This window comes from Mycolicibacter algericus DSM 45454 (genome assembly GCF_002086455.1).
Taxonomy (GTDB): Bacteria; Actinomycetota; Actinomycetes; order Mycobacteriales; family Mycobacteriaceae; genus Mycobacterium; species Mycobacterium algericum.
The window spans coordinates 200,067-219,341 of sequence record NZ_MVHC01000004.1 but is presented as its reverse complement, the minus strand read 5'-3'; the positions used below and the strand labels follow the sequence as shown (position 1 = coordinate 219,341).

Sequence of the window (19,275 nt, the reverse complement as noted above, 5' to 3'; positions counted from 1 at the left end):
GAGCGGACCCGTGAAGACTCCCATTTGCGAGCAGTACGGCATCGACTTCCCGCTGTTCGCCTTCAGCCACTGCCGCGACGTCGTGGCCGCCGTGACGAATGCGGGCGGTTTCGGCGTCCTCGGCGGTGCCGCCTACACCCCTGAGCAACTCGATCAGGAGTTGAGCTGGATCGACGAGCAGGTGAAGGGCAAGCCTTACGGCATCGACATCATCGTGCCCGCCAAGTTCGAAGGCAAGGGCGAGAGCTTGTCCGGCCGTCAACTGTCTGACCGGATCCCCGATGAGTACCAGACGTTCATCGCAAACCTGTTGGCCGAGCACGACATCGAACCCGATGACAAGCCACGTTTGGGGCCGGCCATGCTCGCCGGCAGCGCCGGAGAGCAGTTGCTCGAGGTCGCCGTCGCTCATCCCATCAGGCTGATGGCCAACGCACTCGGCGTGCCGCCGGACTACATGATCAAGTCCGGTCGGGACCACGGCATCCCGGTCGCGGCCCTGATCGGTGCCAAGGAACACGCCCTCAAGCAGGTGACTCACGGTGTCGACCTCATCGTCGCCCAGGGCACCGAGGCCGGCGGCCACTGCGGCGAGGTCTCCACGTTGGTGCTGGTACCCGAAGTCATCGACGCCATCGACGACGCCGTCCCCGTGCTCGCCGCCGGCGGGATCGTCACCGGCCGGCAGATGGCCGCGTGTGTGGCCCTGGGTGCGGCCGGAGCCTGGACGGGTTCGGTCTGGCTGACCACCGAGGAAGCCGAAACCGCCCCGCACACCAAGCAGAAGATGCTCGCGGCGACCTCGCGCGACACCATCCGCTCAACCGGGCGCACCGGCAAGCCTGCCCGGCAGCTGGTCTCGGAGTGGACCGACGCCTGGCGACCCAACGAAGCCGGCCACCCGACACTGCCGCTACCGCTGCAATCCATGCTGGCCGAGCCCGCGCTTCGCCGCGTCGACGCCCTCGCCGCCGCCGGGCACCCCGGCGCGCAAGCCCTGGCCACGTATTTCGTCGGCCAGGGTGTCGGCCTGATGAACAAGGTCAAGCCCGCGCGCGAGGTGGTGTTCGAGTTCGCGCAGGACTACCTCGCGGCCGCCGAGCGGCTCGGCGACTCGGTCGGGGAGTGACTACTACGGGTTCTGGGGCGCCCGCCACATCTTCCACAGCGTCGGCCCGCCGTTGGGCAAGGTGATCTCCCCGATCACCCGGAAGCCGAACCGCTCGTAATACGGCACGTTTTCTTCCTTGCTGGACTCCAGATACGCCGGGCAGGACTCGGCGTCGCAGCGCTCCAGCCGCGGCTGCATGACGGCCTGCCCGAAGCCGCGCCCCCGCACCGATGGGTCACTGCCGATCACCGCCAGATACCAGTGCGGCTCCTCAGGGTGGTTGGCATCCAACAGATCCGACAGCGCCCGGCCCTGCGACAGGCGGAAGCCGAAGGACCGGATCAGCGACGGCACCATCCGCAGCTGCGACCAGGTGGACTGCTTCCAGCGGTTGGGCGGATCCCACAGCGCTGCCGCCCCCACGGTCGCACCGTCGTAGGCCACCTCGACCCCACCGCCGGACAGATGGTGCACCCGGGTCGAGGTGCCGAAGAACGCCGTCAGCTGCGCGGTGCGAGAGGCGTCGTCGGGCAGCATCCACATCGACACCGGGTCGTCATAGAACGCCCGTCCCAACGTCTGCGCCAGCGGTGCGATGTCGGGCTTGTTCGCGGGCCGTACGTCAATCAACATCTGGCCAGATTAGTGGCGCCCGCAACGGCAGGTTCGGTGGCTATGAGCAGCTTGCTGTGGGACCAGCACAGCCTGGCGCGGGATATGAGCCTTATGACCCTGTGGCGGCGCGGCGCTTCGGCTTAGGCTGCAAGGGACGTCCGACGACAGGAGTCCACCGTGAGCGACCACGACATTCGGATGATCGTCTTGTCCACCGACGACCTGGATGAATCGATCCAGTTCTACAGCGAGACGCTGGGCATGCCGTTGAAGTTTCGCGACGGCACCCACTTCGCCGCCCTCGACGGCGGGTCGGTGACGCTGGCGTTGGCCACCGCGGTCGATCATCCCATCCACGGCCAGGTCGTCGTCGGCATCAAGACCGACGACGTCGATGGCGCCGCCAAGGCCATCGAGGCCAGTGGCGGTGGGATCGTCAAGGGCCCCTACGACGACGCACACGAGCGTCGCGCCGTGGTCTATGACAACAAGGGCAACGGGCTGGTGTTCTACAAGCCGCTGGCACGGTAGGGGTCAGCGTCGCGCACCGGGGGATCTCGCCTGCCGGCGACACCGACTCGGTAGCCTTTCCCGCTATGCGGCGGTACACAGGCGACGCCGATGACCGACGGGGGTGGCGATGTTCACCGCCGGGCAGGTAGTCGCCGGGTACCGCATCGAGCGGGTACTCGGCACCGGCGGCATGGGGACGGTGTACCTCGCGGCCAATCCGACACTTCCCCGCCGCGAGGCGCTGAAGATCCTTTCCGCCGAGCTGTCCCGCAACCCTGATTTCCGCGCCCGTTTCGTTCGCGAAGCCGAAGTAGCCGCCGGCCTGGACCACCCCCACATCGTCTCGGTCTACAACCGCGGGCAGACCGCCGACGGCCAGTTGTGGATCGCCATGCAGTTCGTCGACGGCACCGACGCCGACGCGGCCCAACTCGGCGGCACCATGACACCGCAGCGTGCGGTGCACATCGTCAGCGATGTCGCCAACGCCCTCGACTACGCCCACGCCCGCAACGTCATTCACCGCGACGTCAAGCCCGCCAACTTCTTGTTGACGGGCACACCCGGCGCAGACGAGCGCGCCCTGCTGGCTGATTTCGGTATCGCGCGGGCCCTCGACGACGTCGGGCTGACCGCGACCGGATCAGTGCTGGCGACCATCGCCTACGCGGCACCGGAAGTCCTGTCCGGCACCCACCTCGACGGCCGTGCCGATATCTACTCGCTGGGTTGCACGCTGTTTTCCCTGCTGACCGGCTACGCGCCGTTCTCGTCGGCCAACGGGATGGCCGCGGTGATGATGGCCCACCTGCATCAGCCGCCGCCGCGGCCCACTGATTTTGTCCCCAGTCTGCCGCCGGCACTCGACGTCGTCATCGCCACGGCCATGTCCAAGGACCCTGCTGCTCGGTTCCCCTCGGCAAGCGCGCTCGCCCAGGCGGCGCGGGCCGCACTGTCCAACCAGTTGCCGGCCGGGTTGCACTACGCCACCCCGCAGTCGACTCCGGTGCGCCAACCTGAGCGGCCGTCCTCGCCGCGGCGGCGTACGTGGGTGCTGGCCGGCGGCGCCGCGGCAGTTCTGGTGGTGGCCGGATCGATAGCCGCCGCCACGATGGCGGGCCGAGAGCGCCCCCCTGAGCCGACCACCGTCGTCACGTCGGATGCACCGGCGCACTCCACGATTCCCCTTGCCGGGGCCGAGCCCGGTGCCCCGCAGGGAGCGGCGTCCGACGACGTGCAACCGGAAGCGTTGCGTCCGATTCTGTTGCCGGCCGGCCAACTCCGCAGCACCGAACACGAGTTGGTTCTCGAAGAAGACGTCAGCACCCTGCTCGATGACGCTGCTGCCGTCTCTGCCCCGGACTGCGTCGGCACCTGGGCTCCCGTGCAGGAGCGCGCTATGGGCGGTCACGGACAGACCGGGGTCGCCGTGCAGGTTCTTCGCGCGATGAACCGCAAGGCCACCGAGGAAGGCGTGGTGCAGGCCGTGGTGTCCTATCCGACGCACATGGCGGCGGTGCAGTCGCTGCAACGACAGCAGCGGCAATGGCAGGGCTGCGCCGGCCAGTCGATAACCGTCGCCGCCCCCGGCAGCGGGCCGCAGACGTGGGACTTCGACCAATCGCAGACCTTCGCCGGTACCGTCACCTCGGCCGCCAGGCTGCGCGACGGCACCGCGGTCTGCCAGCACGGGATCAACGTGCGCGGCAATGTGCTCATCGATATCCGGCAGTGCCTTCCACGTGGCGGCAACGATGTATCCGCGCTGGTCAACGCTACCGGCGACCGCGTGCCCCGCCGATAGGCCGCCGGGAATAGCCTGAATTGCTACTACCCACCAGGAGGTCCAGTGATCGCATCCAGGCGCTGGTATGCGGGCATCGGTTCGTTACTGGTCACCAGCGTGCTGGCGACGTCGTGCAGCTCATCGCTGACCGCGGGAACTCCGGTTGCCGAGCACTCCGCCTCCCCCGCACCATCGGCCGTCGCACCGCCTGCCCCGCCGGCTCCGGAACCGCCTCCTCCGCCCTCCGATGAAGACCAGATCCGCCAGACCATGCAGGCGTTTCAAGACGCCTACAACACGCAGAATTGGGATGCCTACAAAGAGCAGATGTGTCCGGCGATGCGTGACCAATTCACCGATGGCCCGGTCATGGACCTGCTGAAGAAAACCCGAGCCGATGGTGGGCTGACCCGCGCCACGGTCAGCGCGGTCGACATCGACGGCGACGTCGCCACGGTGACCCTCGATTCGCAGAATGAGGCGTCGGGAAACCTCGCTCCCACACTGCGACTGGAGCGTGGCGACGGCTGGAAGATCTGCGTGCGATAACGCTCCTGCGCGGTTCAGCCCGGGCTCTTCAGGTGGGGTTCTATGATTTTGTTGTTCACTAGGACGGCAACCCACCGCTCACACAGTCTACGACTGGGATTCTGAAAACCGTTGGCGTTGGGGGTCAAGATCGAGTCGGAAAGGCCTCGGGACGGGCTACCCGTAGCTTGTCGGCGGTCAGATGGACCTCCCTGATCTTGACGTCGAACCTGCCGCTCGCCCGCTGGCACCTAGTACCGGGTGCGGCACTCCACACCCGCAATCCGATTATCCGCGCGGACCGGCCCCGACATGGTGGAGGCGTTATGAACAAGACCCAGCGGCATCACGCCTGCCGCAGCTCAGCCGATGAAGCAGCAGTGTAAGCGAAGAACTGCCCCACGGGTCTACCATCCGCAAGGTGACCATGACACAGCCCTGGCCAATACCGCCGCCTGTTCAGCCGCACCGTCGGACCGCGATAACACCCGCGGCAGTAACTGGCTTGCTGGCTCTGGCTGCCTTGATTGTGGCGATCGTTGCGCTCGTCCGCCCGTCGCCCCGACCCGACTATACGGCGGCTGAGAAAGCCGCTGCCCAGGCACAACTGTGCGACAACTACAAGCTCGCATCACGCGCTGCTCACATCGAGACTGCGCCGGACGGCGACACTGCACTGGCAAGAATCTCAATGATCAACGGGGCACTCATGCTCGAAACCGCGGCCCGAGACCCGGCGCTAGCTGGGGAGTATCGCGATGCTGCGCGCGCTTTAGCGGCCGCTTATCAGAACATGGCAGCTACGGGAAGCTTGGCGGATCCCGCAAAATACCAAGTCGCTATCGACGCAACGAACGCCAAGGTTGGAAAGATGGAAGAGCTCTGCGGTGAGTGACCTTCCGCCCGGGAAATGGTCAGCCTGGCTGGTGGGTGCAGCGTGGCCCGCGCCGCCGACTCAACCGACGTTCGGAATCGGCTTCTGGTCCGGCCATGCCGACGTCAAAGAACAAGAAGCTAGCGAGTTAGACAAAGTCCTCACATTCTTTGGGCAAAACAACAGCGGCCATACCGCTGATGACATGATTGCCAAGCTGCGGACGGGCATAAAGCGGCTAAGGAAAGTTCGTGACGACTGCCGCGCCAAAAGCGCCGCCAACAGCAGAGTTGCCGACGCTGTGAATAATCTCCGTGACCGCCTGACCGAGATTGCCCGTCAAGGCAACCAAGAGATCAATAATATACTCTCCCGCCAAGGCTCGGTGGAATCCAAACTGCCTGAGATTAACCGGGTGGTCGCCGAAGCCAACGCCTTGGCGACGAGTGCCAGCATTGACGCCAATGGTGCGATCGTCAGCGCAACCCAGGCGATGTTCAACGGTATGGACGTCGACGAAGACGCCCAGGAGTGGCTTGAGAAGCACGGCGCAAGCTTTGGCACACCGCCGACACCGCACATCAGCGCGGACGACGTGAACCGGACACGGCGTAAGGGCGGCGGTTCCGACGGCGGAGCAGGCGCAGCAGGAACCACCGGCGACAGAACAGGCGAGACCGGCTCTCCTGGGGGAGTCGGCCCGACCGGCACCGCACCCGCCGACTCCAAAACCGCACCCGGCGGCGGCACGGTCGGCCCAGCAGGCGCCACACCCAGCGGAGTCGGCCCAGCAGCCCCCACGCCCGCCGGCTCCAAAACCCCACCCGGCGGCGGCACGGTCGGCCCAGCAGGCGCCACACCCAGCGGAGTCGGCCCAGCAGCCGCCACGCCCGCCGGCTCCAAAACCGCACCCGGCGGCGGCACGGTCGGCCCAGCAGGCGCCACACCCGGTGGCACCACTACACCCGCCGGAGGCGCCCCAACCGGTGGCACAGCGACTGCCAGCGGCGGAAGCACCGGCAGCGGCGACCCGGGCGCCACAGTCGGCAGCGGCGGAAACGGCGGAGGTAACGGCGGCCCGAGCGGCGGCGCTAACGGTGGCTCAGGCGCCACAGTCGGCAGCGGCGGAAACGGCGGCCCGAGCGGCGGTGCTAACGGTGGCTCAGGCGCCACTGTCGGGGGTGGCGGAAACGGCGGAGCCCACGTCCTCGCCGGCGGCAGCAACGGCGGAGGTGGTGGGCCGCTCAACGGTGCGGCAACAACCGCCGGAAGCAACACGGGCTTCGGAGTTCCCTCCACGCCTTCAGGGGGAGGCGGCGGATCGTCAGCTCTGTCATCCATGCCTGGCCTCGGCGGGGGAAGCGGTGGCTCCATGCCGCCCGGACTCCAAGGCGGTGGCCTGAGCCAACCTTTCGGCTCCGGCATGCCAGGCGGCCCGTCTGGGCCGGGCGCGCTGGGCGGACCGCAATCACCGTTGTCACACAGCGGGATGGATGGCTCCGGGCTCTCCCAGTCCTCTGCTCCGCAAGTTCCGCCGTCCCCGTCGTCGACGCCGATGGCAGGCGGCCTACTCGGCAACCTGGGTCACTTGGCCGGCTCAAGCCAAGAAGTGGCCCCAACGGCCCCGACCACGGGCGCGACGCCCACTCCAGCGCCACCATCCGTGACCACCGGGCCGGCCGCGGCGCCATCGGCGCCGATCAGCGCCGCTCCTGCTGCACCCTCGGGGCCGTTGCCCGGCTACGGAGCGGATCTACGCCCGGCGACCGGCACAGCCCCGGGAGTTCCCGCAGCGACTGCTGGTGCGCCGGCGGCGCCGACGTCGCCGCCGCCGGGTGGCCCCACCACCCCGGCTTCTAGTGGAACGACGGTGGCTTCCTCAAGCGATCGCTCGACCCCGGGGAGACCATCTCCCGGTCCCGCCGGGCAGTCGGGCGCGGCGATGGCCGGCGGTATGGCTGCCGGGGGTACCGCCGGCGCCGGGGCCGGCACCGCCGCTAAGCGTTTGGCCGAACACCAGGATCTGCAGCGCAAGGTTGACGCCGTCGCCCGCCAGGCACCGAACCTCGCGTGGGCGGCCGGATTACGTGATGACGAGACCACGACGGTGGTGGTGACCGATTTGGCCGGCGGCTGGATTCCCTCCACCGTCACGCTTCCGCCCGGGGTCACTCTGCTTGATCCGGCGCACCGCCGCAGTGGCACGAGCGCGGTCGATCTACTCGGGGCAGTGATTGCAGCGGCGACTCATGAGCCGAATACCTACATCACCGAGGCCGATCCGCACGATCCGCCGGTTCCCGGGACCGGGGAACGTGCCCGCTACGGCCAGCATGTCGACGAACTGGGCCCGACCTTGATCGATGTCGCCGGGTCCAGTACCCGGTTGCCACGCATCGTGCAGACCGTCGCGCAAGCGATGGCCCGTAGATCCGGCGTCGCCGACAACGAGGTCGAGCTGTTCCGGCAGGTAGTCGCCGACACCGCTGCGCGGGTACTGTCGGCCTATCCCGAGCACGCCCCCAGAGATGTCGCCGACTGGATGCTGCTGGCCGCCGTCGACGCCCTCATCGACGGGAGCGAGGAACTGGCCCGCTATCACCTGGCGTGGCATGAAACGGTGGCGGTGCGGCATGGAGGTGTACTGCGATGACGGGCGACAAAATCGAAGTCAACCCCATGGACTATTGGGACATTCTGCGTGGCCTGCCCCCTGAACCGATCCCGACAGGTCCGGCGCACTTGGGTGGACAAAGCCCGGTCGACTTGACCGCCGCCGCGTTCGGTTTCACGACTAATACGGACCTGCCCGAAACCAACACTCAAATCGCCACTGACACCACCGAACGCAAAGCTGGTGCTAGCGACGCCGCGCGCAAGTTCGCCACCAACGAAGCCGACGCGGTATCGAAGTTCGAGGGCGTCGCCGGCGAAGGCGACGCCGCCATGGCGCAGCAGGGATCGCAGGAAGCGATGGGCGGAGCGATGCAGGGCATGACCGGCGCGATGCAGGGCATCACCGGCGCACTAAGCGGTGCGCTCGGCGCGGCGAGCAGGTTGCCGCAGGGGCTGATGCAGGCCGGCCAAGGCGCGTTGTCACCGCTGATGGGCGCAGCGCAATCCTTGGCAAAGGGGGGCCTCGGCGGCACCACCCTCGCCTCGGACATCAGCCCGGACCCCGGATTGGGTGGCGGTGACTTCGGCTCTGGTGGAGCTGGCGGCGGCGGTCTGGGCATGGGCACCACCCCCGCCAGCAACCTCGGTCCGCCCCCGGTGCCGGGCACCTCGACACCGACGACTCCCGCCAGTTCGCTGGCGAACACCGGCGCCGCCGGTCCCAGCGGTGGCACGCCCGCCACCGGCGGTGCGGGCGGCGGCGGGATGATGCCGATGATGCCGGGCGGCGCCGCTGCCGGCGGCAAGGGCGGCAAGGACGACAAGGCCGGCGAGAAGCGGATCGCCGCCCCCGGCGTTCCCAACGGCCAGCCCGTCAAGGGCCGCACCACAGCCCCGCCGAACGTGCCCGTGACGAAGTCCGTCGCGAAGGACACCGGCCCGACCGGTCTGACACCGCTGAGACGCATCGTGGACAAGGACGACTCGTCGAAGTAGCGCCGTAGCACCGCCCCGGACGCATGTGTGTATATTTGTGTGTATGGCTCGGCTGAACGTGTACGTCCCGGACGACTTGGCGGAGCGAGCCAGGGCGCGCGGGCTGAACGTATCGGCGCTGACCCAGGCTGCCATCACCGCCGAGTTGGAGAATTCTGCAACTGATACCTGGCTTGGCGGCTTGGAGACCAGGACCACCGGCGCTCACCACGACGCCGTGCTGGATGCGCTCGACGCTGCCCGCGATGAGTTCGGAGGGTGAGGAGCTCCGCCGCTTCACCGGCCGATCAGGTAGTCCTCGACGCCAGTGCCATGGTGGACTTACTTGCCCGCACCGATCGGTTCCCGGCGGTGCGTGCGCGACTGATCGGCACGGTGATGCACACGCCGGCACACTTTGACGCCGAGGTGTTGTCAGCACTCGGGCGCATGCATCGTGGCGGTGTCCTCACCGCTGCGGAGGTGGAGGCGGCGTTGGATGAGCTTGGGCGGGCACCGGTGACTCGACACGCGCTCTCTCCGTTGCTTGCTGGAGCCTGGGCCCGCCACGATGTTCTGCGCCTCACCGATGCCCTCTACGTGGAACTCGCCGACACCGCGAACCTGGTGTTGATCACCACCGACCAGCGGCTCGCGCGTGCCTGGCCCGCGGCCGACGCCATCGGCTGATTACCGAGCCTCAACTCTTCTTGGCCGGATCGGCGGTACACGTCGCCAAGAAGGTTCTGCCGTCCTGCGCAGCCACCTGCGCGGGGTTGAGCCAGCCGACATCCTGGAACCAAAAGGTGTCCTCGGGGTGGGTCCCGGATCCCTCGATGACTTCGGTCAGATCCGTGCTCGTGCCCCAGCGGCTAGATCCGCCGTAGGTGGAGAAGCCCATGGTCTTCTCGTTGCGCCATTCAAAGTCGGCGGGCAAGGGCTGGGACTCGGTCATGCCCACCGGGTACGGTCCGCCGAGCGTGAGGCGCTCGATATCGACGCCTTCCGGCGAGGTCAGTGTCAACTCGGCCGTACCGGGGCCGAAGTAGAGCGCAATACGAGTGACGCCGACGCAGGGTGAGCCCGTCCAGATCTGTAGCTTTCCGTTGGTTACCCGGGCGCCGAAGGCCGGCGGCAGCGACGGGGCCCACGGGGCTTTGGCCGGGCATCCGGCCAACAGGGCTACGACCAACGTGCCCAGTGCGCCAAGCCGGCGAATCATTCGTATCCGCCGTCGTGTAGGCCCGCGTTCTTCTCAAACCAGTTGTCTCCGCCGAAAATCCGCGTCCGGATCGCTTCCTCACCGTAGGCGACGCCCATGCGAACTGGCCCGAGTTTTGCGTATTGCTGAGAATGCCGCTCCTCGTGGTGAAGCAACCGATCAAGATCTAGTTGCGCGTTTTGGACGGGATCACCGTTGCTGTCGGGACCCCAGGCCACACCGGAGTGGACGATTTTGCGAAGTTGCTCGGCCGGATCGGCGGATCGATCGATGTTGACCATGAAGACGTCGCCATAGGTGGTGCCGCCCTGGCAGCTCAACGTGTCCTGAACCTTGCCCCCGAGACCCATCAACATCCCGTTGGGCGCCGTGACGACGCTCCCGCCGCTGACCTCGGATGCCCACGCGGCGCCGTAGCTCCAGAGGTTTTCCGCTTCCCGCGCCCGCGCCGCGTCGGCGAACGCCCCCATCACCTCCGGCATAGCGCAAAACTACGCGCACCGGCGTCATCGCGTATTCCACACCGACTGGTTCCCGCGCTGGCTAACGTCGTCGACCACCCGGCGCGGCACCACCGCACCGACGAACGTGCGGTGACCAAGTTCGTGGCCTGGAACCCTTGCGGGGAGCTACGCTCCCGCCGATGGCAACGTCAGCTGCAGATACCCGCCACAACACGGTTGCAGCATCACGTCGGCGGGCCAACTCACGCGATGGTCCTGCCCACGTAGGTAGTCGGCGGCAATACCGACGGCCTTGACGGGCTTCCCGTGGTCCTCGAAGACCAACAGACTGGCTTTGGATTCAAAGAAATTCGACCGGATCACCGGCGCGCCGACGGTTTTCTCGATGAACTCCCGCTCGGTGTATTCATGAAACAGATGCACCTCATCCCAGGGCCACGAGGTGAAGTCACTCAGTCTGCCCGACTTGCCTTGATGCAGAAGGTTTGCCAAGCCCTCGTTGAGTCGTTGATCGTTGTAGTCGATGTCCATCGATTGCCTCATTAGCCCGCAGCTCGTCACCAACATGCACAGCAATAGGACACTAAGCGCACTGCGTATCGGCGCTGCTCTGCTCACCACGTTCAGTACCCTCCTGCCGACGTTCCGTAGCCGCCGGGTTGACCGGGGTCGTAGACCCCACCGGGCCCCGCACCGGTTGGCGTTGGCGTCTGACCCGGTAGCGTCGCATTCGTCGTCGTGCCTGCCTCACCCCAGGCGATGCTGTTGCTCCAGGCCAGCTTCTCGCCGCCGGGCGCGACCACGACGGTGTCGCCACTGTCGACGGCCCGTTGCACCAGGTCCGCTAGCTGCGCCGGAGTGGCGCGTGGGTTAGCTGTTGCGATTTCTCGGCCAAGTTCGTTGTTGTACAGATCCATCGCCTCGGCGGTGGCGTGGTTGTTGGGCAGCCGTTCGTGCGCGGTCGCAAAGTCGCGGGTCCAGTTCTCGCCGAATCGTTGCGTCATAAGGGCATTCCAGTATGCGTGCCGGAAGGCGTCGGTGTGGTTGTCGGCTGTGTCGTTGGGACCATTCTGGGGCGGAAAACGCACCTTGGCTTCGGTTGCGGCGGCTTCTTTGATTTGGTTCAGATCCCGCAGCGCAAACGGTGAAAGGTCTTCGAGCATGCGCGCCTCGCCCGCGGTCACGTGTACTGGGTCGGTGGCCAAGCTGAGCGGCCACGGCGGCTCCCAATCGAGTTCGCCATCGGGATCCTCCGATACCTGGTATGTCTTCAAGATCTGTTCAAGCGGGTCGACGGGCGGCGGGCCCTGTTGCGGGAAATCGACTGATTGGATGGTTCGGTCCCCACGAAGCGGATACCGCCCGGTCAGTGCCTGCACCTGCGCCGCCCGCTGCTGACTGTCGGCGGCGGCATCGGCGACGACCTTGTGAATCTCGCGGGTCTTGCCGGTCAGGTACGCCTGGAACTGTCGCGCGTTGGCCGGGGTGTTCAGGGCCGGCCAAGCGGCGGCGGCCTGGCGGATCTCGGCTTCAAGCGCATCCAGTCGCTGCCGCGACTGCGCGTTGAACTGGTGGGCGCCGCGCAGGATCTCCTGGAAAGACCGGTCGAGTTCCACCGACGTCGCCAACCGCCGCGTCAATTCCGCTTCCCGCGCCCGCGCCGCGTTCGCGAATACCCCCATCACCTCCGGCATAGCCCAAAAGCTACGCGCACCGGCGTCATCACGTCACCGCTGGTGACTGGTTCCCGCAGGCCGGCGCCAGTATTGTCGTCGGGTGCGGTTGTCGATCAAAGGAGCAGCCAGCTCATGCCGCTGAGTCTGTCGAACCGGGACCAGAACTCCGGGCACCTGTTCTACAACCGCCGGTTGCGTGCGGCCACCACCAAGTTCTCGGTGCGAATGAAGCACGAGTTCTATTCACTCGTGGAACGCCACCAGGACGGGACACCCGACATGATCGGCATGGAGGCCGTCAACCAGCTGCTGATCGCGCTGGAGAAACACCGCTTCGACTTCTGTTTCCTCGCCGCCGGTTACGAGGACCAGGTCGATGAGTTCCTCACCGTCAACCCCGGCCTGGCGAGCCGTTTCAACCGCAAGATCCGGTTCGAGTCCTACTCGCCGGAAGAGATCGTCGAGATCGGTGAGCGCTACGGCTCCAGCCGCGCCACCGAGCTGAACCCTGAGGCGCGGCAACGCTTCCTGGAGATGGCGACCGCCATCAGAAACTATTTCAGTCCGCGCGGCGAGCACGGCATCAACATCATGCACAACGGCCGGTTCGCGCGGAACGTGATCGAGGAAGCCGAATTGGCCCGCGACACCCGGGTGGCTGCCCAGAAGCGCGCCGGTCACCCGGTGACGATCGACGACCTCAAGACCATCACCGCCGTCGACATCGACGCCGCGGTGCGTGCGGTGTGCGACACCAAGCGCGAGATGGCCGCCATCAGCTGGTAGGTCGCCTCAGCGGTGGCTGCTGCCGTATCTGGCCTCGAAGTCGGACTCGGCCTCTTCGCGCAGCGCGGTGAAGACGACGTTGAGCCGCTCCGACAGTTCGCTGTAGGTGTAGTCGCTGACCACGCACGGATGCAATGTCAGCTCGAGCAGTCGGCCGTCCGAATTCGCGACGGCCCGGACGTCTCCGAGATCGACGCTGTAGGTGGTGTTCTCGGCCTCGGCGACCAGGGCTTCCCATTTCTCGGCGGCCTCACGCAGATCCCGCAGGACGGACTCAACGAGGTCCTTATCGCTGAGTTCCGCGCGGCTATCCGGCCCCGACATTGGCTAAGTATGTCGAGCCGGTGTGAGCAGCGTCAATTCATCATCGCCCGTTAGGCCTGCGGATCCCATTGGCTGGCCGGCGGCGCGCTGAGCGCCCGGAACCAGCTGTAGTGGTAGTTGGCCGATACCGTGTCGCCGGTCGCGACGCCTTCGGTGGCAGCCAACAGCATGCAGTTCAGCACCAACGTGAGGTCGGTGTCGGGGTACTGCGCCAGCAACTGGTAACGCAACGTGTCCAGATGAACCCGGAGCAGGTCTATTTCGGCGTCGAGCACGCCGGTTCCGGCGGATCCGGCCTTGGCCAGGGTGTTGGCCATCCGCGGCAGCCCGTCACGCCAGTGCGTGGCCTCGGTGAGCTGCCAGCCGAGGTCGTCGATGGGCTCCAACTCGCGAGGCTGTACCGAAGCGTCCGTCGCACCGAAGTCGCTGGCCCAGCCCAGTCGGTCGCCGGGGCTGTAGGAGGCCGAATCCGCCGGGGCGCCCAGCATCGCGGTGGCGGTCCCGCTCCGGCGGCCGGGCTCCAGCAGGTGCACGCCGGCCGGTACCTCGATCCCGGACGGGACCCAGCCGTTGGCGACATCGGTGACCAGAAGCGTTCTTCCGTCGGCGAAGGTGCCGATGGCCCAGCGCAGGCCGGGTTCCTGACGGGCGACGAAGGCCAGCAGGCGCTGCAACCGCTGCTCGCTGGACTCGGTGACCGCCGGCGGAGCGGGTGTCGCCGGAATGGGTTCGGCGGGCACGGGTTCCGGAGACGACGCCGCAGTGCCCAGTTCGGGGGCCGCAGGAACGGCGGCGGTCACGGCGTCCACCTCGGCCAGCGGTACGACGCCGGGTTCAACCGGCGAGACGACGACAGGCTCAGCCGGGACAGCCGGTTCCGCCGCGAACCCGGTGATGCTCGACGATTCCTGCTCGCCACCGCCGACGCCCAGCGCAGCGGGCCGAAACGAAGTTGCGGGCCGCTCCGGCTCGACCGTGTCGAACATCCCAGCGGACTCGGGAACTGATGGCGATGGTGGAGGTGGAGTTGGAGGCGGTGGCGGCGGTGCGGGCGGCAGCACTTCCGGGGTCGGCGGTGTCACGTCGGTCGGCGCGTCCACGACGACCGGTTCGGGCATTCGATGGCGTGCCCGTCCGCCGCGTTTGCCCGCGATGTCGCGGGGCGGCTCGGCGGAGCGGGCCGGCTCGGCGGAGCGGGACTGCTCGGGCTTCGCCGGAATCCGCTCGGGCGCCTCGACGGCCACCGGTGCCGCGTTCAGGCTGACGTACTCAGTGCCGAACTCCAGGGCTTCCTTGTGAAGTTGCCGAACGGTCGACTCCACCCGAAGGACCGCGAACGCCCGGGCGACGTTGATGACCCTGGCCTCCGCGGTCTGTCGTGCCTGCCCGACAAGGTCGGATCGACCGATCGCATGCAGTTTCTCGTTCGCCGAATTCGCGATGCGCTGCAGATCCGCGCTCAGGTAATCGGCGAGCGGGGCCGTCTCCGGGGTGATCGTCGCCAATTCGGCCGGCCACAGCCCCCCGAGTACCCAAGCACTACAGTCGACCGGAGCGCTGAAGGCCGGGATCGCCAGTGCTTCCCGAGCCGCGTTCCGGAGGCGCTGACGCGCCGACCGCCGACCGAAGATAGCCACCGCGCAAGCCTACCGTTGCCCGCCCAACCGCCCTGCCGGAATTCGGCGCGCGTCGAACCCGCCGCGCAACACCGCGCGGCGCTCATCAACAACCTCGTTGCGTCGTGAATTGTCAGCCCCACAGCAGGTCGGTAGCGTGCAAACCATGGCCGACGCCGGGTCCCCCGCAACGGGGTGTGCAGCGCAGCTCCGCGAAGTGCTCGCGCTGCTCGAGCGAGCACGAAACCTCTTCGGCGACATGGTCGTTGATCCGCCAGCCGACATCGCGCCGCGGACCGACGCCGCCGGCCGCTGGGTGGTTTAACGTCCGGTGCCGTCCTCGGCCCGGTGGCCGGCGTGCAATCGGTGGTTCAGCAGCCGCTCGGTGGCCACCCGGAGATCGTCGGTGGTCGGCACCGCCGCCGACGGGGAGTGGCCCGTGCTGACGATCTCGCCGCGGATCTCCAACGCGGCCTTGAGATACGACACGTCCGCGGCCAGCACGATGGCCTCCGCCAGCCGGTCGGCGTCGGCTGTCATGGCCGCCTCGCTGAGCGCCACACTGTGCAGATACCCGCCGCGGCAAGACCGGAACAGCACATCACCGCTCGGGTGGGTGGTGTCGAACGCGGGGTTCGGCTCAGTCATCAGCGCCCGTCGGTGAGACGCCGGAAGGACGTGGCGGCGTCGTCTTCATGCTGGTTCCACGTTGTCACGGCCAGGTTCAGGTTGTCCGACATCTCGGCATGTTCGTTCGACTGGTCGTCGTAACAGTTCTTCCGGGCGTCGAGCAAGGCGCCGGCCGCCCGGCGAAAGTCGCCGTAGATCGGCCCGAGTGCACTCAGCGTGGTCTGGATCGCCTCGTGAGATGCCGGGACGGTGGCAAGGTAGTCCGACGCTTCCCGGTGGTTCCCGGCGGCGTTGGTCAGAACGCCCTGATCGACGTGGATGTTCTCTGGCATCTGGTACCTCCCTGGCTAGTCGACGATGACGGTTGCAACGCGGATTTTCAAGCTCACGGGCCCCGAACCGACATCGCGGGCCTGGTGGGGGCCGGTTCGCCGGCCGCGGTGGGCTCCGCGATGCGCACCGGCGGATGCTGCCAGCCCAGGAAGCCCGGCCCGCGCAGGTTGGCGGCGAGGTGGAGTTGCCCGTCGAGCAACGCTTTGCCGTTCCCGACCGACAGGGCATGGCGGTCGGTGAACACCCCGATGTCCCCCGGCCGCAGCTGTGCCTGGTCGACCGGTGACATCACCGGTGTTCCGGCGGGCGGGATGTCAATCCCCTGGCGGCGGAACGCCTCTGCCACGGGCGTCCCGTCGGCGGCGGCCTGCATCGCGGCGGCCAACTGGGGATCAACAACGGTGGTGGTCGCGCCGTCGGGCAGTGTCACGGTGACGGGGCCGTCGGGCGGGGGCTCCGCTGCCGCGTCATCGCGGTCATCGTCGCGGTCGCCCCCTGCCGGGGCGGTGTCGTCATCGGCCGGTGCCACCGCATCCGGCAGCCCCTCGTCGTCGACGGGTTCGGTGCCGTAGCCGGGCCCCGACAGTGATCCGGCCGGCGGCATCCCTGCCACGGGCGGCATCGCACCGAAGCCGGGGCCCTCGCCCCCGAAACCTGGGAACGCGGGCATCGGTGGCGCCGCTGACGGCCGCTGGGCGGAGATCCGGTAATCGTCTTCCGGTTCCTCGTCCGGCAGTGCATCGAGGTAGCCGTCCTCGGCAACGCTCGGGGCAGCCTCGGCAAGGCTCGGGGCGACGGGTGTCGGGGACGGGCCGCCGTCGGGTTCCGGATTCTGTTCGACCGGTGCGGGATCGTCGCGTTGCGCCGCGGGTGCCGCATACAGCGCGGTCAACGCGGTGGTCAGTTCCTGCTTGGAGGTGTCGTCGTCGTTGGCCTCTTCGACCACCCCGATGATCTCGCCGAGTTTGACGATCAGGAATCGCTGGAACTCCCGCGCGCCCGCGGCGGTGCTCAGGTCCCAGTGTTGCGTGGCGCCGACGATCTCCGTCTGCACGTTGTCGAGGCGCCGCCGGCCCTCCAGGGTGGTCTTGTGCGCATGCCGCAGTGCGGCGATGATCTGTCGATCGAATTCCGCCGTCGCCGACAACTGTTGCGCCAGAGCTGATTCAGCAGTCCTCATGGCCCGCACGGCGCTGCCCTGCTGCGTATCGGCCGGCGCCAGCCGGTGCAGAACCCGGTCGTAGCCGTCCGGCGGCAGCGGAAGGGTCAGCGCCGCCTGCGCGGCGCGGGTCGCTTCGCCCGCACCACCGGTGTTTTCGATACGATGGATCGCGTCCAGCACCTCGTCGCGGGTCGCCATTCCTTCAGCCCAACATCGTTGCGCCGGCCCGGCGTTCATGCGCTGACCGCTCCATGGCCGGTGACTGTACCGACGGCGCTCGGAGCCGACAATTCACCTGACGTCCCGGTGGGGACACCCGGGTCATGGCACCGGGCGCCGGATCGCCACGTTGGCGCCCAGCGGGCTGATCTGGACCGTTGCCCCGGCGTGTGGTGCCTCGACCACCATATTGTTGCCGATCGCCAGCTGGACGTGGCCGATGCTGGGGAACACCAGATCGCCGGGCCGGATCTGGGAGCGCGCCACCGGAATTCCGTCGTGGATCTGGGTGTAGGTGGTGCGAGACAGTGGCACTCCGGCCTGGGTGTAGGCCCACTGCGTCAGCCCCGAGCAGTCGAATCGGTCCGGGCCGGTGGCCCCCCAGACATAGGGCTTGCCGAGCCTGGACAACGCGGCGCGGACCGCCGCTCCGGCGCGAGTATTGGGCAGCCGCAACCCATCAAGGCCCGCTGTCCGGCGGCGCGCGCCCCGGTAGCGCAATCGCCGCAGCCGCCGCCGATGCGCCTGCGCGCGGTGCCGGGCCGTCAGCACGTGGGCGCGCTGGGCTCGCAATCGTGCCGCTCGTCGGCGCATCGCCTCTCGCTGTGCCAGTGGGGTGTCGGGAACGACGGCCGCGTCGGCGCGGGCAGCCGCGACCACGCCGTTGGTCTGCTGCCCCGCCCGGGCGTGGTCGGCAACCGCGGCGGAGAGTACGGCGGTGGCGGCGGCATCGGTACGGGCGTTCCGCGACAACAGCTCTCGCTGAGCGAGCACGGTCTGCCGGTAACGGCCGTGCCCGGGGCCGGTCGGTGAGGCGGCGGTTCGCTCGAGCAAGTCGATATAGCGTTCCAGCCGGGCGTTCAGTGACACCGGCTGCGGGTGTCCCGCGAACAGTCGGTGGGCGCGGTCCAGCAATTCCAGATCACCATCGCTCACGGTTGCCTCCTTCGTCGGCTCGCTCGGGCGTCTCCGCGGCCCCGTCGGCGAACGCGCGCACCCGGGCCAGCGCGCCCGGCGGGATCACTCCCCTGTTGCGGATATCCCACATCTCCTCCGCACTGACACCGAGCAACGCTGCGATCACCGGCTCGGGCAGCGACGACCGCGCGCATGCGTCGTCGAACCGGGCGGGAAGGCTGCTGGGCATGCGTTGCAGCAGGTCGCTGCGGATCGCCTCCAGAGACTGCAGATGCGCCATGAGGTTGGCGGCGTGCTCCGCGCCGGCGTTGACCGCCACCCGCCACGAGCTGGCAGCCAGCATCTCCGCCGTCACGCACTGCGTGATCACGGAAAGAATATAGGTCTCGTATTCGTCTGATGTTTCCGAGGGAAGCCGCGCGATCACCGAACGCAGCGCCTCGAGCTGCGCCTCGGCGTATCCCTCCAAGACTTCGGTATCGCTGTGACGGTCGACGACGACGGCCCCGGCCGGCCGCACGGGCGACGTACGCGGCACGGCCAGCAACTGCGCCAGCTCGGCGGCCGCGTCATCGGCAACCAGCAGCCGGGAATAGGTTCCCGGCGGTAGGCCCAGACCGTTCTCCACCTTCTGAACTGTGCCTTTATGTGGTTTACGGGCGCCTCGCTCCAAGTAGCTCAAGCCCATGATGCTTACTCCGGTGACTGCGGCCAGTTCCGCCAGCGACCAGTCCCGCGCCTCGCGCAGGGCTCGGATGGCCGCGCCCGCCGACTCGCGGCTCACCGTTGCGCCCCGACCATGACCGGATAGTACACAGCCTCGGCCTTCACGACTTACATATATGTTTTTATCCACTTCTCTTGCGTCCGCGTTATTCGTTCATATACGTTTCCATCCACGTTATCT

Annotated in this window: 23 protein-coding genes and 1 pseudogene; 11 read left to right on the top strand and 13 right to left on the bottom strand. The window is 67.7% G+C overall.

From position 1 onward, the window contains the following. Positions 1-10: 10 nt before the first annotated feature. On the top strand, positions 11-1,129 hold the full coding sequence (locus tag BST10_RS06075; protein WP_083037070.1) for a nitronate monooxygenase: 1,119 nt from the start codon (positions 11-13) through the stop codon (positions 1,127-1,129). A gap of 3 nt (positions 1,130-1,132) precedes the next feature. Here the strand turns inward: BST10_RS06075 and BST10_RS06070 are convergent, their stop codons facing one another. After that, positions 1,133-1,744: a GNAT family N-acetyltransferase gene (locus tag BST10_RS06070; RefSeq protein ID WP_083037068.1), complete on the bottom strand. Its 612-nt coding sequence runs from the start codon at positions 1,742-1,744 to the stop codon at positions 1,133-1,135. Between the two features lie 180 nt (positions 1,745-1,924). Here BST10_RS06070 and BST10_RS06065 point away from each other — a divergent pair, with 180 nt between their 5' ends. The 4 genes from BST10_RS06065 (at position 1,925) to BST10_RS06050 (ending at position 5,448) form a co-directional block, all read left to right on the top strand. Continuing rightward, positions 1,925-2,257, top strand: coding sequence for a VOC family protein (locus tag BST10_RS06065; RefSeq protein WP_275987725.1), 333 nt, complete (start codon positions 1,925-1,927; stop codon positions 2,255-2,257). A gap of 109 nt (positions 2,258-2,366) precedes the next feature. Beyond that, positions 2,367-4,043: a serine/threonine-protein kinase PknH/PknJ gene (locus tag BST10_RS06060; protein WP_235673670.1), complete on the top strand. Its 1,677-nt coding sequence runs from the start codon at positions 2,367-2,369 to the stop codon at positions 4,041-4,043. Between the two features lie 45 nt (positions 4,044-4,088). Continuing rightward, positions 4,089-4,574, top strand: coding sequence for an Rv0361 family membrane protein (locus tag BST10_RS22935; protein WP_133054408.1), 486 nt, complete (start codon positions 4,089-4,091; stop codon positions 4,572-4,574). Between the two features lie 406 nt (positions 4,575-4,980). Beyond that, positions 4,981-5,448, top strand: a complete 468-nt coding sequence (locus BST10_RS06050) for a hypothetical protein (RefSeq protein ID WP_083037159.1) — start codon at positions 4,981-4,983, stop codon at positions 5,446-5,448. 217 nt (positions 5,449-5,665) lie between these two features. Here the strand turns inward: BST10_RS06050 and BST10_RS23730 are convergent, their stop codons facing one another. Beyond that, entirely contained in the window at positions 5,666-5,974 is a 309-nt protein-coding gene (locus tag BST10_RS23730; RefSeq protein WP_133054407.1) for a hypothetical protein, read from the bottom strand. Between the two features lie 1,407 nt (positions 5,975-7,381). Here BST10_RS23730 and BST10_RS23725 point away from each other — a divergent pair. From BST10_RS23725 to BST10_RS06030, 4 genes are read left to right on the top strand one after another with little or no spacing between them, the layout of a single operon-like run. Then, the gene (locus BST10_RS23725) at positions 7,382-8,080 is read left to right on the top strand and encodes a DUF5631 domain-containing protein (protein ID WP_083037158.1); all 699 of its coding nucleotides are present in this window, start codon (positions 7,382-7,384) and stop codon (positions 8,078-8,080) included. Then, the gene (locus tag BST10_RS06040; protein WP_235673668.1) at positions 8,077-9,039 is read left to right on the top strand and encodes a hypothetical protein; all 963 of its coding nucleotides are present in this window, start codon (positions 8,077-8,079) and stop codon (positions 9,037-9,039) included. The genes BST10_RS23725 and BST10_RS06040 overlap by 4 nt, the downstream gene beginning before the upstream one ends. A gap of 43 nt (positions 9,040-9,082) precedes the next feature. After that, positions 9,083-9,301 carry a type II toxin-antitoxin system CcdA family antitoxin gene (locus BST10_RS06035; RefSeq protein WP_083037056.1) on the top strand — a complete coding sequence of 73 codons (219 nt, stop codon included), beginning with the start codon at positions 9,083-9,085 and terminating at the stop codon, positions 9,299-9,301. Then, complete coding sequence (locus BST10_RS06030; RefSeq protein ID WP_083037053.1) at positions 9,298-9,708, top strand: type II toxin-antitoxin system VapC family toxin; 411 nt, start codon at positions 9,298-9,300, stop codon at positions 9,706-9,708. The genes BST10_RS06035 and BST10_RS06030 overlap by 4 nt, the downstream gene beginning before the upstream one ends. A gap of 10 nt (positions 9,709-9,718) precedes the next feature. On the opposite strand, the gene BST10_RS06025 is transcribed toward BST10_RS06030, so the two are convergent. The 4 genes from BST10_RS06025 to BST10_RS06010 all read right to left on the bottom strand — a co-directional run bounded on the left by BST10_RS06025 (position 9,719) and on the right by BST10_RS06010 (position 12,398). Then, positions 9,719-10,240: a hypothetical protein gene (locus BST10_RS06025; protein WP_013827006.1), complete on the bottom strand. Its 522-nt coding sequence runs from the start codon at positions 10,238-10,240 to the stop codon at positions 9,719-9,721. Further along, on the bottom strand, positions 10,237-10,722 hold the full coding sequence (locus tag BST10_RS06020) for a hypothetical protein (RefSeq protein ID WP_083037051.1): 486 nt from the start codon (positions 10,720-10,722) through the stop codon (positions 10,237-10,239). Before BST10_RS06020 ends, BST10_RS06025 begins: the two co-directional genes overlap by 4 nt. A 147-nt stretch (positions 10,723-10,869) precedes the next feature. Further along, positions 10,870-11,235 carry a hypothetical protein gene (locus BST10_RS06015; RefSeq protein WP_013827004.1) on the bottom strand — a complete coding sequence of 122 codons (366 nt, stop codon included), beginning with the start codon at positions 11,233-11,235 and terminating at the stop codon, positions 10,870-10,872. A 92-nt stretch (positions 11,236-11,327) separates the two neighbouring features. Further along, positions 11,328-12,398 carry a DUF4226 domain-containing protein gene (locus tag BST10_RS06010; RefSeq protein ID WP_235673667.1) on the bottom strand — a complete coding sequence of 357 codons (1,071 nt, stop codon included), beginning with the start codon at positions 12,396-12,398 and terminating at the stop codon, positions 11,328-11,330. 216 nt (positions 12,399-12,614) lie between these two features. On the opposite strand from BST10_RS06010, the pseudogene BST10_RS06005 reads away from it, so the two are divergent. Beyond that, a pseudogene (locus BST10_RS06005) lies at positions 12,615-13,166 on the top strand (type VII secretion AAA-ATPase EccA); the annotation flags it as partial. 6 nt (positions 13,167-13,172) lie between these two features. Here BST10_RS06005 and BST10_RS06000 read toward each other — a convergent pair. Both BST10_RS06000 and BST10_RS05995 read right to left on the bottom strand, forming a co-directional pair. Then, positions 13,173-13,490 carry a DUF2710 domain-containing protein gene (locus BST10_RS06000; RefSeq protein ID WP_013826990.1) on the bottom strand — a complete coding sequence of 106 codons (318 nt, stop codon included), beginning with the start codon at positions 13,488-13,490 and terminating at the stop codon, positions 13,173-13,175. A gap of 50 nt (positions 13,491-13,540) precedes the next feature. Then, positions 13,541-15,127, bottom strand: coding sequence for a DUF5631 domain-containing protein (locus BST10_RS05995; protein ID WP_165757180.1), 1,587 nt, complete (start codon positions 15,125-15,127; stop codon positions 13,541-13,543). Positions 15,128-15,272: 145 nt separating this feature from the next. Between BST10_RS05995 and BST10_RS23225 the strand changes: the two genes are divergently transcribed. Next, complete coding sequence (locus BST10_RS23225; protein ID WP_013826988.1) at positions 15,273-15,431, top strand: hypothetical protein; 159 nt, start codon at positions 15,273-15,275, stop codon at positions 15,429-15,431. Here the strand turns inward: BST10_RS23225 and BST10_RS05990 are convergent. The 5 genes from BST10_RS05990 to BST10_RS05970 form a co-directional block, all read right to left on the bottom strand. Continuing rightward, positions 15,428-15,754 carry a DUF2694 family protein gene (locus BST10_RS05990; protein ID WP_013826987.1) on the bottom strand — a complete coding sequence of 109 codons (327 nt, stop codon included), beginning with the start codon at positions 15,752-15,754 and terminating at the stop codon, positions 15,428-15,430. The two genes, BST10_RS23225 and BST10_RS05990, sit on opposite strands and share 4 nt — an antisense overlap. Beyond that, positions 15,754-16,068, bottom strand: a complete 315-nt coding sequence (locus BST10_RS05985) for a type VII secretion target (protein WP_013826986.1) — start codon at positions 16,066-16,068, stop codon at positions 15,754-15,756. The genes BST10_RS05990 and BST10_RS05985 overlap by 1 nt, the downstream gene beginning before the upstream one ends. A gap of 53 nt (positions 16,069-16,121) precedes the next feature. After that, positions 16,122-17,429 carry a DUF4226 domain-containing protein gene (locus BST10_RS05980; RefSeq protein WP_083037046.1) on the bottom strand — a complete coding sequence of 436 codons (1,308 nt, stop codon included), beginning with the start codon at positions 17,427-17,429 and terminating at the stop codon, positions 16,122-16,124. A gap of 123 nt (positions 17,430-17,552) precedes the next feature. Continuing rightward, entirely contained in the window at positions 17,553-18,386 is an 834-nt protein-coding gene (locus BST10_RS05975) for a C40 family peptidase (protein WP_083037044.1), read from the bottom strand. Beyond that, a complete protein-coding gene (locus BST10_RS05970) occupies positions 18,373-19,152 on the bottom strand; it encodes a helix-turn-helix domain-containing protein (RefSeq protein WP_083037041.1) in 780 nt (259 codons plus the stop codon). Before BST10_RS05970 ends, BST10_RS05975 begins: the two co-directional genes overlap by 14 nt. Between the last annotated feature and the right edge of the window lie 123 nt (positions 19,153-19,275).